Origin of the sequence: Photobacterium sp. GB-210, from assembly GCF_003026075.1 — a bacterium.
Taxonomy (GTDB): Bacteria; Pseudomonadota; Gammaproteobacteria; order Enterobacterales; family Vibrionaceae; genus Photobacterium.
This window is the reverse complement of record NZ_PYNU01000008.1, coordinates 20,569-35,024: the sequence shown is the minus strand read 5'-3', so window position 1 is coordinate 35,024 and position 14,456 is coordinate 20,569. Positions and strand designations below refer to the sequence as shown.

The following is a 14,456-nucleotide window of genomic DNA, read 5'->3' as shown; positions in this document are numbered from 1 at the left end:
AAAAAGCCCAGCTTATGCTGGGCTTTTTATTTATTTCTTATCACTTTGATTATATTTACTTTTTCATATATGTTTTTATGAGTTCAAACAGAGAATGGGTATTGAATCGGATCGTGATGCTCATAACCCACCACGTCAAAATCATCTAGCGTTACCCATGTTTCTAAATCTTCTAATGATTTGATCTTCGGGTTGATTTTAAGTTGTGGTGAAGAAAATGGAGTACGCTTTAATTGCACATCACGCATAAGCTCTAGTTGATCTTCGTAGATATGTGCGTTGATAATTTTGTGGTAAGCCTGACCCGCTTTATTACCTGTTATTTGCGCCATTAACGCTAGCAAGGTAAACACTTGTACTTGGTTGAAGTTTAACCCTAGCGGTACATCACATGAGCGTTGATAGCTCGTTAAATATAACGTATCACCCAGTAGTGAAAATGTATGTGTATGCATACAAGGACGCAGACACCCCATATCAAACTCACCTGGGTTATAAAACGTTAATATTTCACCGCGATTATCAATACCTTTGGTTAAATCATCGACAATCATCTTTAATTGATCAATTGGCGTACCGTCTGATTTTTGCCAACGACGACCTTGAACACCATAAACACGCCCCATGTCATCTTCACCTTTACGATGAGGATTGTTCAGCCATGCTTGGTTATCATTGGCATTAGCATTCCAAGTGTTACAACCAATCGCACGAAATTGCGCGGCATTATCATAGCCACGTAAGTAGCCGAGAAGCTCTGCAATTGCTGCTTTCCAGAAACTTTTACGAGTAGTGATCAACGGAAACTGATTATTAGCAACATCATAAGTCAGATCAGCATTGATAACCGTTAAACAACGCTTACCTGTACGTTCATTTTCAATCCATACACCGTCATCAACAATGCGTTGGCATAAGGCTAAATATTGTTTCATAGTCCTACTCGTAAATTGAATACGCCCAGCAAAAGCTAGGCGCGAAAATTAGTAATCGTTATTCTATCAGAAGCCTGTTGGCCTTACTGTTAACTTAAAAACATTTTTATACTGATCAATAACAATAACACCGCAAATAGCTTTTTCAGTGTCGGGGTCGGTAGTCGACTCACTAACGCCGCGCCGTAACGAGTTGCGATCATCGATGTTGCAGCAATACCGAATAGAGCTGGTAGATATACATAACCTGCACTAAACGCTGGTAACGCTTCACTGCCAACACCTGCGTAAATAAAGCCAATCATTCCAGAAACAGCAATTAAGAAACCAACGAGCGAAGAGGTACCGATGGCACGTCGCATCTCAATACCATAATAACTTAAATACGGTACTGTTAATGATCCTCCACCAATGCCAGCAAGACTTGAGATCAAACCAATGATGCCACCACTTGCTATACATGCGAGTGAGTTTGGCAGAGGCTTCTTGTTTATCACTTTCATTGAGAGCAACATCTGAATTGCTAAGCATAATACGATGACAGCAAAAATTTTAGGTAAGTAATGTGAAGGGATGATCTCAGCAACAACACTCCCTCCCAATCCACCAACAATGATCCCTGGCGCTAATATTTTCACCACTGAAAAATCAATATTTCCAAGCTTAAAGTGATTACGGGCTGAGGCCATTGACGTCATAACAATACTGGCAAGTGAGGTCGCTAACGCAATATGCATCACAAGATGCGATGCAATGCCGGCTTTCGGTAATAACCAAACTAGAGCAGGTACAACCAATAAGCCTCCGCCAATGCCTAATAAACCAGCCAATAATCCGACGACAGATCCCAATAGCAAACACATGCTAAATAGCCAAAGTGTTGTTTCATACATAATACGTAACCAATATAAAAGAGTGTTCTACTTACCTGCGCGGATAAACCCACCTAAACCATGCTGCTCGACAAATAACGTTGTTCTCTCTCTTACTTCACAAGATAAATGTACCGCGAGAACATCATCCGCCAATTGCGTCATATCAAGTGCTGACACATGACGTAATATATATTTTATTTTGGCTACATTACGGGTATTCATACTCAATGATCGATACCCCATTCCGACTAATAAAATTGCACCTATCGGATCTCCTGCTAATTCACCACAAACGCAAACTGGAATTTGGTACCGCTCTGCACTATCGATAATATGTTTTAACGCATTTAAAACAGCAGGATGAAGCGCATCATAAACACTGGCGACCCGAGAGTTATTACGATCCACGGCAAGCAAATATTGAGTTAAATCATTACTACCCACTGAAATAAAATCAACTTTATCGGCTAACGCATGGAGTTGATAAAGCATTGACGGTACTTCAATCATGATACCTAAGCGAGGTTTTCTTAATTCACCATCATATTGCGCTGACACTTCCTGATAGGCGCGCTCAATTAATATTTTGGCTTCATCAAGCTCAGCTATCCCTGAGATCATAGGGAGCAAAATGTCCATATTATTCAAGCCAATACTGGCACGTAACATCGCTCTAACTTGAATTAAAAAAATCTCGGGATGATCTAAGGTAAAACGGATCCCACGCCAACCCAAAAAGGGATTGTCTTCTTCTATCGTTAAATACGGTAACGGCTTATCGCCTCCAATATCGAGCGTTCGCATCACAACGGTTTGCTCGGGATAAGTCTGCAAAATAGAACGATATTGATTAATTTGTTCATCCTCTGAAGGGAAGCTACGTTGCAGTAAAAAAGGCACTTCAGTGCGATATAAGCCGACCCCGTCGACCCCTTTATTAATCGCAATACTGGTATCGGCACTTAAACCCGCATTTAAGTGCACCATGATCCGTTGATTATCTTTGGTATAGGCTTCTTTATCCTGATCACCTTCAACGGTTTTGGCTAGTTCATGCTCTTCCCGCAATAAACGACGATACTCAATTAATACATGACGATTAGGGTTAACAAGAAAGTCACCACGATAACCATCAACAATAACTAAATTGTTATGTACCATATGAGGAACAAAGTCGACCCCCATAATAGCAGGGATACCGAGTGCTCTAGACAAAATAGCAGCATGTGAGTTAGCGGCACCTTCTTGAGCAACAACCGCAGCTAACTTTCCTAAAGGGACTGTTGCAAGCATTGCTGCGGTTAACTCTCGAGTTAATAGCACCACAGGTTCATCCCACTGCAACTCATCGACTTCTTCATCACGTAAAAAGAACAATAAGCGCTGGCCTAACTCGCGAATATCTTGTGCACGCTCTTTAAGGTATTGATCTTTCATATTCGCAAAACGAGCGGAATAAGATTCGACCACTTGACGCACAGCCCATTCAGCCTGATCACCACAAGCAACCCGGGCTTTCAGATCTTTGCGCAGCATAGGATCATTGAGTAAATGACTGAATAAATCAAAAATGGCGAGGGTTTCTTTTTGCAGTTCACTATCAAAACGTTTGCGTAAACGTCGAAACTCTGTACTGGCCGCTTCTATCGCAATAGCTAAACGTTCTTGCTCAAAATTCACATCAAGGCAAGACGTGGGAGCAACATGCTCTAATAGCGGTTGGGTATCGTCCCACCATGCTTTAGCAACAGCAACACCAGCAGAAGCCGCAGATCCAGTAAGGTGTAATTTATTCCCTTGCTCAAACCACATTCCTTGTGCTTTCGCGTGAGCCAAAATACCTGATAATTGAGCGGCAAGGGTAACTAAGAAAGATTCTTCACTTTCATTAAATTCCCGCTTTTCTCGTTGTTGTATAACAAGAACACCAAGAACTTGGCGCTGATGAATGATAGGAGTCCCAAAAAAAGATCGAAAAGATTCTTCTCCGATCCCCGGGAGATGTTTGAAATGGGGGTGTACACGAGCATCAGCAACATTAACAAGCTCAGCACTACGCCCTACAAGGCCTACTAGACCTTGATTAAAGCGTAAACTTACACGCCGCTGCGATTTATGCAGCCCTTGCGTTGCCATCAATGTATAAAGCTGACGCTCATGATTAGCAATATAGACCGAACAACAGTCTGTTTTCATGACCTGACAAGTGCTCATCACTAATTGATCTAGCGCTTCAATCAAGGTCTGGGCGCTGACAACCTTGTCAACTATATCTCTAAGCTGTGTCAGCATAACGAGCCTTATTATCCTTCTATATTGCCAAGAACCTCTATATTACTGTATTACCTTATTTACTTTTTATTATTACGCTTGAATTTTCGCTCTTTCCATTCTTTAAAAGGCATGGCTACAGGTGCAAATTCTTTCAGTGCGCGACGGTAAACATCACGCTTAAACGAAACGACCTGTCGGACTGGATACCAATAACTTACCCATCGCCACCCATCAAATTCAGGAGTAGCACCTCGCTGCATATTGACCTTGGACTCATCGCACTCCAAGCTCAACAAAAACCATTTCTGTTTCTGCCCGATACAAACAGGTTTCGAATCCCACCGCACTAAACGTTTAGGTAATTTATAACGTAGCCAATGACGGCTTGACGCAATTATCCTGACATCTTTTTTGGTTAATCCTACTTCTTCGTACAATTCACGGAACATGGCTTGCTCTGGTGTTTCACCATCATCAATACCACCTTGCGGAAACTGCCAAGAATGTTGTCCATATCGTCGAGCCCAAAATACCTGGCCATGGCTATTGCAGATAACGATCCCTACATTAGGGCGGTATCCATCGCCATCAATCACTGGACGACCTCAAGTATAAATATCTATTAATAGTGATTTTTTCATAGTAGACGTGATCGGTAAACAAAGATTCGATCAGATCGTGATATTTTCCTAACTAAACCTCAAATTAGGGATAACTCCTCTCTCTACTAGAGGTTATAAACATCTAAATGAGACATTCCCCACATTTATTCACTCTTTCTGTGGATAGATTTGTGCAGAAGATAAAAAAACCTCGGTTTTATATGTAATTATCATTTGATAAATAGCAATAAAACGTCAAAAGATAAAACGAAAAACACATAAAAATCAAAATATTAAAATCAATAAAGATACATAATAAATTTTAAAAAATAGAATATTCACATCTCAAAAAAACGATCGGTTAAAGATCAATCAATTCTGACTTTATCCACACCATACAATAAAAATGATCGAACACAAGATAATCAAGATGAATAAAACACCAACTTAAGCCTGTCTATTTAAACAGTTAGCATCAAAATAAATATTTAATAAAAATAATCTGTGGATATCTTTTAAAATGATCCTTTTCTCTAGATTTATCCATTCAAACAGGAAAAAGCTATGTTATGATCTTGACTCTTCTTATTTTAGATCATGATCATCGCGTAGCACTATGCCAAAGCCTGAGCAACCATCCCCCCCTCTCACTGAACACGAACTCCTCTATCGAGCCCAACAACTAGCAGGGTTAACGCTTGGAGAATTAGCCGATCTTGCTGGCATTATTCCACCTGCAGATCTAAAAAGAGATAAAGGATGGGTTGGGCAGCTGTTGGAATGGCATTTAGGTGCAACAGCGGGAAGTAAGCCCGTTCCTGACTTTATCGATCTTGGGATTGAACTTAAAACGATCCCTATTGGCTATAATGGCAAACCATTAGAAACCACATTTGTCTGTGTCGCCCCTTTAATTGGGGTACAAGGATTACGATGGGAAACCAGTCATATTCGTCATAAGCTCTCACGGGTATTATGGATCCCTGTCGAAGGTGAACGTGATATTCCCTTAGCAGAACGCCATGTTGGATCACCGTTAATATGGAGTCCATCGATAGACGAAGATGCGCAGTTAAAACAAGACTGGGAAGAGTTAATGGATATGATCGTACTCGGCCAAGTCGAGCACATCACAGCACGCCATGGCGAGGTACTGCAATTACGACCCAAAGCGGCAAATAGCAAAGTACTCACAGAAGCTTACGGCGCAAATGGACAGCCTATCAAAACCTTACCTCGTGGTTTTTATTTAAAAACACACTTCACGGCAGAAATTTTAGCTCGATACTTTATTTAAGCTATGTGCTGCGTTAAACCGCGGGACTAAAAATGCAACACCATATCTTCTTCACAAGCAGCCGTGAGCCCTTCCGGTAAGAATTCATCATAGGGATCAGTTAAACGTAACGTCATATTACTGATCCCAATAGATTTCAATAATACCTGCGCCTGCTCAATCGTCTTAAAATGCAGTAAGTTATCTTGCTCATCTTTAAGTGGCTGTAACTGATGCTTATATTCAATTTCCATCAGATAATCAGAATATCCCGCATAACAGGTTAATACACAATGTGGGATCTTATTCGGTGATGCTTTAAGCCACGGCTTTAATTGAGATAGCTTCATTGTTTATCTACACTAAAAAAATAAAAGATCTAACATTAACTATGTGTCAGTTTTCTCCTCCTATCAAGTTCGTAATATAATATTCATTTCATATTTAATGCACTTCTCAGTCCAAACACTTCAAGCTATAGTCAAATAAAAGACATTAATGGCAAGGACAGCGAATGAAATACCATACAATCCCGCATTCTAGTTTAGAGATCAGTAAGATCTGCCTCGGTACCATGACCTTTGGTGAACAAAATAATCAGGATGAAGCCCATAGCCAATTAGATTTCGCCTTTGAGCATGGCGTCAACTTCATTGATACTGCGGAAATGTATCCCGTCCCGCCGAATGCTAATACCCAAGGTTTAACAGAAAGTTATATTGGTAATTGGCTAGAAAAAACACAATTACGAGATAGAGTTGTGATTGCAACAAAAGTGGCAGGCCCCCGTAATGTGCCTTATATTCGTGACAATATGTCGCTTAATCGACGTCATATTCATGATGCGGTGAATGATAGTTTAATACGCTTAAAAACCGATTATATCGATCTCTACCAGCTGCACTGGCCTCAACGGCAAACCAATTGTTTTGGTAAGTTAAACTACCATTATGAAGAAGATCATTGTGGTGTTACGTTAATTGAAACACTAGAGGCATTAAGTGAGTTAGTCACAGCAGGAAAAATCAGATATATCGGCGTCTCCAATGAAACCCCTTGGGGAGTCATGTCTTATCTGCAGCTCGCAGAAAAACACAATTTACCAAGAATCGTATCCATTCAAAATCCCTACAATTTACTTAACCGTAGTTTTGAAGTCGGACTTTCTGAAATTAGCCATCATGAAGGTGTAGAGCTACTCGCCTATTCCCCGTTAGCTTTTGGCGCATTAAGCGGTAAATATTTAAATAATGCCAAGCCTAAAGGGGCGCGATGCACTGAGTTTCCTCGCTTTTCACGCTATTTTAATCAGCAAGGTATTCAAGCCACACAAGCTTATATTGATGTCGCTAATAAGCACGGACTTGATCCCGTCCAAATGGCACTCGCGTTTGTTAACCAACGTCCTTTTGTTGCGGCAAATATCATCGGTGCCACTACACTAGAGCAGTTAGAAAACAATATAAACAGTATTGATCTCATGCTTTCTGAAGAAGTTATGACAGATTTAGAGCGAGTTGGTATTCAATACTCAAACCCTTGCCCTTAGTGTTTGAGTATTACGTAACGGTTGGCCAGCAAGTAAAAATACTTGCTGGCCTTACTCCTTACGTGTTGTGTCTAAATCTTAATGTTCGTCTGAGATGACGAACTTTACGCTCGGCATGAACAAGATGACTCAATGCAATACGTCCATCACTTTCAACCCCCACATCGCGCATTAAGTGAGGGGAAAGAACAGGTAAATAGACACTGACTCGACGTTGCTGATGTCGCCATAACGCCTCTTCTCGTTTCACATCTTGTTGGATTAAAAAAATAGCAAATCGGATATACACAGACTGGCGCATAATGACATTCTCCTTGGCTTTAAATTAAGATTCACACTCTAACCATGTCGCTGTTCTTTGCTAAAGGATCGGACATTTTCAAATTGGAAAGATATGCTTAAAACCAATACTAACGAATCATTAACATATAACAAGTAAATTTATGCCATCAATGTAACTGCATGTTTTTATGCTATAAGACTCTACTTTTATTCGCTATAGACTAATTTAAAACCAATATTTTCATGAAATATCAGCAGAAACATTTATGTAGTATTGGTAGAGAGAATGATATTTAGATCTAAAAAAACAGCCACCTTGCAGTCGCTGTTGTATTAATCAATCAACGTTAAATGATATTAACCTTGGCGGAAACAACGAGGAGGTGGGATCAAGTCATGTTTATTCAGCAATCGATACATAGTGGCGCGAGATACACCTAATTCTCTCGCTGCTGCAGAGATTTGACCTTTGTTATTTTCTAATACTGTTAATAATGCCGTTCGTTCCGATTCTTCACGAATTTTCTTTAAACTTTGCTTATCTTCAGTCACTCGGGGAATGTCTAAATGCTCCGCTTCTATACACTTAGTTTCAACCAGTAATACAGAACGCTTGATTTGACTAATTAATTCACGGACATTGCCAGGCCATTGATATTGAAGCAACATCGCTTTGGCTTGTTCAGAAAACGTCTTAACAACACTATTATATTGCCTAGCATATTTTAAGAGTAAAAACTCTGCTAGTAATACAATATCCCCGCCTCTTTCACGTAAAGCAGGTACCGTTAGTGACACCACATTTAATCTAAAATACAGATCACGGGTTAATGTATCTAACTCTGATAGATCTTCAAAATTGTGACTACTGGTGGCTATAAAACGGATATCTAACGTTAAAATACTGCCATCAGGATGATAATAGACACCATCACTGAGTATTTTCAGTACTTCTTTTTTTCGATCATCTGCAAGTAAAGTAAACTCATTAAGTACTAACACACCGTTATTGGCATAATCGAGATAAGAATTTTGTCCAACCTCATTTATCCACCCGGCTTGTAAATTTTCACAATTAACACGTACTAGCGGCTTTTTGGCTCGAACCGAAGCTTGATGTAAGGCTTCTGCTACTACTAATTTTCCAGTACCAATTTCACCACTGATTAAAACAGGTACATCACTTAATGCAACACGCTTAACTTGATCACGAAGTTTCTTCATCACTGGCGTATTGCCTTGCAAGCCTTGTTGCCCAAACTGGCCTAACTGAGGCCAAACTTGACGTTCTAATGCTAGCATTCCACTTTGGTGACCAATGGTTTGCTTTAGTCGCTCACAAGGAACAGGAGTAGAAAAATAATCTAAGCAAAAATTCACAATTAATTGACTTATTGCTTCATTATTTAATTGTTCATCACGCACAATCGCTATCCAGCGTACTTGCTTATTACGATTCACAAGTGCGGCTAAGCTATGCAAACTGAAATCATCATTACTTAGATCTACAACACCTACACAGGGGCCCATTTCTAACAATAAAGATTCTGCTGCGCGTAAATCATAACAACGGTGACATGACCACCCAGCCGCCTCCATTGATGGAAGCCACTTTTGATTTACTCCGCCAAAGACAACAATTGAATTCGCTGCCCCGATCTTATTTCGTTTATCCATCCCTAATCGCCCTTGATAACGTTATTACGTAGCACGACTGTTGTTTTAATGTGTATTAATAGTAACCGCACCAAATACTTAACAATACTATATGTACGCCACACCAGTGAGCAACATGTTTACTATTAAATTCAAAGTATGCATCTATTTTTTATCTTAAAAGTTACATTTTATCGAAATACATCACAATCTTAATGAATTATTCTAAAAATCACATTCATTTTTAATGCAACAAATTAAAAAATAGCACCATTAAATATAAGGAAATGGTTATTCAGTTTTGTTTTTAGCAAAAAAAACCACCGCTTAGCGGTGGTTTTTTATATCAGAGCTTAGAACTAGTTGCTTTGAGGACGCATTGCTGGGAATAGGATCACGTCACGGATTGTGTGTGTATTGGTAAATAACATCACTAGGCGATCGATACCAATACCTTGACCCGCTGTCGGTGGTAAGCCGTGCTCTAGCGCAGTAATGTAATCTGCATCGTAGTACATTGCTTCATCATCACCCGCATCTTTAGCATCAACCTGCGCTTTGAAGCGTTGATCTTGATCTTGTGCATCGTTAAGCTCAGAGAAACCATTCGCTACTTCACGACCACCGATAAAGAATTCAAAACGATCTGTAATGAATGGATTTTCATCGTTACGACGAGCAAGTGGAGAAATATCTGCTGGGTACTCAGTAATGAAGGTCGGTTGCATCAGTTGAGGTTCAGCGGTTTCACCGAAGATCTCTTCTAGCAACTGACCACAAGTCCAGAAATCTTCAACATCAACGTGTACAGACTTAGCAATCTTCACCATTAGCTCACGATCAGCAACGCCTTCGTAAGTTAATGCTTGGATCTCTGCGTGCTCTGGGTTGTACTGCTTGATAGCATCTAGCATGCTCATACGTGTGTATGGACCTGCAAATTCAACTTCAAACTCACCGTATGGCATTTTAGAAGAACCAAGAACGTCAATCGCAATGCTGCTTAGCATTTCTTCTGTCAGATCCATCAGATCGTTGTAATCTGCGTACGCCATGTAGAATTCCATCATGGTGAATTCAGGGTTATGACGAGGAGATAGACCTTCGTTACGGAAGTTACGGTTGATTTCGAATACACGCTCAAAACCACCAACCACTAGACGCTTAAGGTAAAGCTCTGGTGCAACGCGTAAGTACATATCGATATCGAGTGCGTTATGGTGTGTGATAAATGGGCGTGCTGTTGCACCACCTGGGATCACATGCATCATTGGTGTTTCAACTTCCATGAAGCCTTTCGTTACCATGAAGCTACGGATCGCAGATACCACTTTTGAACGAACCACAAAGGCATGACGTGAATCGTCGTTAACGATAAGATCAACGTAACGCTGACGGTAACGCATTTCTTGGTCAGTTAAGCCATGGAATTTTTCAGGTAAAGGACGCAGTGCTTTTGTTAGCAGCTCGTACTCATCCATATTCACGTAAAGATCACCTTTACCTGACTTATGAAGAGCACCTTTAATACCGATAATGTCACCGATATCTAAGCCTGAATACTTCTCTTTTAGCTCTTTCTGCACATCTTTTGATGCGTAAGCTTGAATACGACCAGATACATCTTGAATAGCTAAGAAAGGACCACGCTTAGCCATAATACGACCCGCGATTGCAAATACATGACCCGCTTCTTCAAGCTCTTCTTTGGTCATTTCACCGTATTTTGCATTGAGATCTGCCGCTAAGCTATCGCGACGGAAATCATTGGGGTGGCCATTTGCTTTGCAGTTTTCGCGGATCATATCTAATTTAGCGCGACGCTCAGCAATCAGCTTATTCTCATCTTGTAATTGATCAGTCATGGGGTAACCCTTAAATTTTTACCGGAATTCGGTTAAAGACCTGATTTCAGGCTTGCTTCTATAAAACGGTCTAAATCACCGTCCAGTACTGCTTGGGTGTTACGATTTTCCACCCCAGTACGTAAATCTTTAATGCGGGAGTCATCTAATACGTATGAACGAATTTGACTACCCCAACCAATGTCGGATTTGGTATCTTCACTGGCTTGCTTTTCAGCATTTTGCTTCTGCATTTCATATTCAAACAATTTCGCTTTTAACTGCTTCATTGCCTGATCTTTGTTTTTATGCTGAGAGCGATCGTTCTGACACTGCACCACAATGTTAGTTGGAAGGTGGGTAATACGTACCGCAGATTCCGTGGTGTTAACGTGCTGACCACCCGCGCCTGATGCACGGTATACGTCAATACGTAGATCTGATGGGTTAATATCAATCACGATATTGTCATCAATTTCAGGATAAACGAATGCTGAAGCAAAAGAAGTATGACGACGACCACCTGAATCAAACGGTGACTTACGCACTAAACGGTGAACACCTGTTTCAGTACGTAACCAGCCATAAGCATACTCGCCACTGATTCGAACGGTAACCGATTTCAGACCGGCAACATCACCATCAGAGATTTCAATGATTTCGGTTTTAAAACCTTTGGCATCAGCCCAACGCAAATACATGCGTAGCATCATTGAAGTCCAATCTTGTGCTTCTGTACCACCTGAACCTGCTTGAAGGTCAAGGTAACAATCAGACGCATCGTGATCGCCTGCAAACATACGACGAAATTCCAACTTAGCTAACTTAGCTTCAAGCTCAGCTAACTCAGGTTCAATCTCATCAAATGTTTCTTGATCGTTTTCTTCCACCGCCAGCTCTAATAAACCTTCAACGTCTTCAACGCCTTGATCTAGTAAGTCAATGGTTTCAACTACCGCTTCCAGTGATGCACGCTCTTTACCTAACGCTTGTGCGCGATCAGGTTCATTCCATACATCTGGTTGCTCTAATTCTGCGTTTACCTCTTCTAGACGCTCTTTCTTAGCATCGTAGTCAAAGGTACCCCCTAAGGGTATCAGTACGTGCTGACACATCCTCAAGTCGGTTTTTAATAGGATTAATCTCGAACATTGCCACTCTTCATTGTCGAAATGGACATAACCGAAAGATTCTATCGAATTGTAGATAGAATATACAGAGGGAGAGAAAGGTTATAAGAAAATTAATAATAAAATGGCGAGATTCTAGGCTTAATCAGCCTTGAAAACCTCGCCACTAAGATATTCGTTATCAAAAAATGAAAATAATACTTATTTCGCGTTCAAATGTTCAATCATCAATTGCACACTGCGATTGCCTCGGTATTCATTAACATCTAAACGGTAAACCAATTCAACTTGTTGAACCGATGCATCAGGCCAACGTTTCACATCAACATTAAAAGCAATCGCATCAATTACGCTACCGCCACTTAGCGGCTCTACCATCATCTTAAGGTGTTTCCCGCCCACTAACTTTTGATGCAATAATCGGAAAGTACCATCAAAGGCTGGCTCAGGAAATTGTTGTCCCCAAGGACCACCAGCACGAAGAATTTCAGCCACATCTAGGTTTAATTCATGACTGCCTAACTCACCATCTGTCATCAATACCCCTTTTAGCGCTTCTTCATCAAGTACATTACGAACCACCGCATCAAAAGCTTTACTAAAAGTATCTAATTTATCTTCAGGGATAGTAAGTCCTGCCGCCATCGCGTGACCACCAAATTTCAAAATCATCCCAGGATTTTGGGTATCGACCAGATCTAGCGCATCACGCATATGTAATCCAGGAATTGAGCGACATGAGCCTTTAATTTCACCGTTCCCCGCATCGGCAAAAGCAATCACAGGACGATGATATTTATCTTTAATACGTGAGGCTAAAATACCAATCACACCTTGGTGCCAATCGCGCTGGAAGAGCACTAAACCATAAGGCATATCTTGCTGATTAAACTTCAAACGCTCACAAATCGCTAAGGCCTCATCTTTCATGCCCAGCTCTATTTCTTTTCGAGTCTGATTTAAGCCATCTAGCTCTGATGCCATACGACGCGCTGATTGAATGTTGTCACACAACAGGAGTTCAACCCCAAACGACATATCATCTAATCGTCCTGCGGCATTAATGCGAGGCCCTAAGGCAAACCCTAAATCACTGGTCACTAAACGCGCCGGATCGCGATTGGCAACCTCAATTAGCGCTTGAATACCAGGTCGACACTTACCCGCACGAATACGTTGTAAGCCTTGATGCACTAAAATACGATTATTGCCATCAAGTGCAACGACATCAGCAACAGTTCCCAGTGCGACTAAATCCAGTAATTCAGCCAGATTAGGCATGGCGATACCTTGCTGTTCAAACCAACCTCTCTGACGTAATTCAGCGCGCAGTGCCAGCATGAGGTAGAAAGCTACCCCGACACCACACAGCGCTTTAGATGGAAACCCACACTCATTAAGATTTGGGTTAACAATCGCATCAGCGATCGGTAAACAATCGCCTGGCAAATGGTGATCGGTAACTAATACGGTCAAGCCTTTTTCTTTCGCTACCGCAACGCCAGCAATCGAAGAAACTCCGTTATCCACGGTCATAATCAGCTCTGCGCCACGTTCAATGGCTTGTTCAACCACTTCAGGGCTCAGGCCATATCCATCGTCGAAACGGTTAGGTACTAAATAATCAACATTTTTACAGCCGAGCATACGAAGCGCTAGCACAGATAATGCTGAACTTGTTGCGCCATCAGCATCAAAATCACCAACAATGATAATTCGTGTGTTTTGCAAAAGCGCATCCACTAACAACTGAACTGCGCTAGTCATACCATGAAGCTGATTGTAATTAAGTAGCCCCTTGGCACTACGCTCTAACTCAGCATCATTTTTGATCCCACGGCTAGCATAAATACGTTGTAAGATCGGAGGGATTTGATCTGAGAACCCCTCAGTATCTGCTAAAGGGCGACGTTTAATTTCAATCATAATCAGGCTTCTTATCAGTATTATTATCTTTTCATAGTAACGAAATAGCCTATAACAAAAAAGCCTGAACATAATGCTCAGGCTTTCTATTATTCCATCATCTACGA

12 protein-coding genes are annotated in these 14,456 nt (G+C 40.9%); 2 read left to right on the top strand and 10 right to left on the bottom strand.

What is annotated here, in order from left to right; translation table 11 throughout:
* Positions 1–83: 83 nt before the first annotated feature.
* From C9J38_RS11715 to rppH, 4 genes are all read right to left on the bottom strand, one after another.
* Entirely contained in the window at positions 84–935 is an 852-nt protein-coding gene (locus C9J38_RS11715) for a thymidylate synthase (RefSeq protein ID WP_107207262.1), read from the bottom strand.
* An 89-nt stretch (positions 936–1,024) separates the two neighbouring features.
* A complete protein-coding gene (locus C9J38_RS11710) occupies positions 1,025–1,828 on the bottom strand; it encodes a sulfite exporter TauE/SafE family protein (RefSeq protein WP_107207261.1) in 804 nt (267 codons plus the stop codon).
* A gap of 27 nt (positions 1,829–1,855) precedes the next feature.
* Complete coding sequence (ptsP, locus tag C9J38_RS11705; protein ID WP_107207260.1) at positions 1,856–4,102, bottom strand: phosphoenolpyruvate--protein phosphotransferase; 2,247 nt, start codon at positions 4,100–4,102, stop codon at positions 1,856–1,858.
* 59 nt (positions 4,103–4,161) lie between these two features.
* Positions 4,162–4,680: an RNA pyrophosphohydrolase gene (gene rppH, locus C9J38_RS11700; protein ID WP_005369648.1), complete on the bottom strand. Its 519-nt coding sequence runs from the start codon at positions 4,678–4,680 to the stop codon at positions 4,162–4,164.
* A gap of 622 nt (positions 4,681–5,302) precedes the next feature.
* Here rppH and mutH point away from each other — a divergent pair.
* Positions 5,303–5,983 (top strand): DNA mismatch repair endonuclease MutH, encoded by a 681-nt coding sequence (gene mutH, locus C9J38_RS11695; RefSeq protein ID WP_107207259.1) that lies wholly within the window; start codon positions 5,303–5,305, stop codon positions 5,981–5,983.
* 26 nt (positions 5,984–6,009) lie between these two features.
* Here the strand turns inward: mutH and C9J38_RS11690 are convergent, their stop codons facing one another.
* On the bottom strand, positions 6,010–6,312 hold the full coding sequence (locus tag C9J38_RS11690) for a DUF6482 family protein (protein WP_107207258.1): 303 nt from the start codon (positions 6,310–6,312) through the stop codon (positions 6,010–6,012).
* Positions 6,313–6,476: 164 nt separating this feature from the next.
* Between C9J38_RS11690 and C9J38_RS11685 the strand changes: the two genes are divergently transcribed.
* On the top strand, positions 6,477–7,511 hold the full coding sequence (locus C9J38_RS11685) for an NADP(H)-dependent aldo-keto reductase (protein ID WP_107207257.1): 1,035 nt from the start codon (positions 6,477–6,479) through the stop codon (positions 7,509–7,511).
* 58 nt (positions 7,512–7,569) lie between these two features.
* On the opposite strand, the gene C9J38_RS11680 is transcribed toward C9J38_RS11685, so the two are convergent.
* The 5 genes from C9J38_RS11680 to recJ form a co-directional block, all read right to left on the bottom strand.
* Positions 7,570–7,812: a hypothetical protein gene (locus C9J38_RS11680; RefSeq protein ID WP_107207256.1), complete on the bottom strand. Its 243-nt coding sequence runs from the start codon at positions 7,810–7,812 to the stop codon at positions 7,570–7,572.
* A 338-nt stretch (positions 7,813–8,150) separates the two neighbouring features.
* Positions 8,151–9,470, bottom strand: a complete 1,320-nt coding sequence (locus C9J38_RS11675; protein ID WP_107207255.1) for a sigma-54 dependent transcriptional regulator — start codon at positions 9,468–9,470, stop codon at positions 8,151–8,153.
* A gap of 338 nt (positions 9,471–9,808) precedes the next feature.
* Positions 9,809–11,314 (bottom strand): lysine--tRNA ligase, encoded by a 1,506-nt coding sequence (gene lysS, locus C9J38_RS11670; RefSeq protein ID WP_005369658.1) that lies wholly within the window; start codon positions 11,312–11,314, stop codon positions 9,809–9,811.
* 32 nt (positions 11,315–11,346) lie between these two features.
* Positions 11,347–12,445, bottom strand: a protein-coding gene (gene prfB / locus C9J38_RS11665; RefSeq protein ID WP_105059510.1) for a peptide chain release factor 2 whose coding sequence is annotated in 2 segments (ribosomal slippage) — positions 11,347–12,369 and positions 12,371–12,445 — 1,098 coding nt in all. Because the reading frame shifts where the segments join, the coding sequence is not laid out codon by codon here.
* Positions 12,446–12,624: 179 nt separating this feature from the next.
* The gene (recJ, locus tag C9J38_RS11660) at positions 12,625–14,349 is read right to left on the bottom strand and encodes a single-stranded-DNA-specific exonuclease RecJ (protein WP_107207254.1); all 1,725 of its coding nucleotides are present in this window, start codon (positions 14,347–14,349) and stop codon (positions 12,625–12,627) included.
* Positions 14,350–14,456 lie beyond the last annotated feature (107 nt).

What these genes read in the sequence shown, in the direction of transcription:
- C9J38_RS11715 (WP_107207262.1), bottom strand. Translation starts at nt 935, where the DNA reads ATGAAACAATATTTAGCCTTATGCCAACGCATTGTTGATGACGGTGTA.
- C9J38_RS11710 (WP_107207261.1), bottom strand. Translation starts at nt 1,828, where the DNA reads ATGTATGAAACAACACTTTGGCTATTTAGCATGTGTTTGCTATTGGGA.
- ptsP (WP_107207260.1), bottom strand. Translation starts at nt 4,102, where the DNA reads ATGCTGACACAGCTTAGAGATATAGTTGACAAGGTTGTCAGCGCCCAG.
- mutH (WP_107207259.1), top strand. Translation starts at nt 5,303, where the DNA reads ATGCCAAAGCCTGAGCAACCATCCCCCCCTCTCACTGAACACGAACTC.
- C9J38_RS11690 (WP_107207258.1), bottom strand. Translation starts at nt 6,312, where the DNA reads ATGAAGCTATCTCAATTAAAGCCGTGGCTTAAAGCATCACCGAATAAG.
- C9J38_RS11685 (WP_107207257.1), top strand. Translation starts at nt 6,477, where the DNA reads ATGAAATACCATACAATCCCGCATTCTAGTTTAGAGATCAGTAAGATC.
- C9J38_RS11680 (WP_107207256.1), bottom strand. Translation starts at nt 7,812, where the DNA reads ATGCGCCAGTCTGTGTATATCCGATTTGCTATTTTTTTAATCCAACAA.
- C9J38_RS11675 (WP_107207255.1), bottom strand. Translation starts at nt 9,470, where the DNA reads ATGGATAAACGAAATAAGATCGGGGCAGCGAATTCAATTGTTGTCTTT.
- lysS (WP_005369658.1), bottom strand. Translation starts at nt 11,314, where the DNA reads ATGACTGATCAATTACAAGATGAGAATAAGCTGATTGCTGAGCGTCGC.
- recJ (WP_107207254.1), bottom strand. Translation starts at nt 14,349, where the DNA reads ATGATTGAAATTAAACGTCGCCCTTTAGCAGATACTGAGGGGTTCTCA.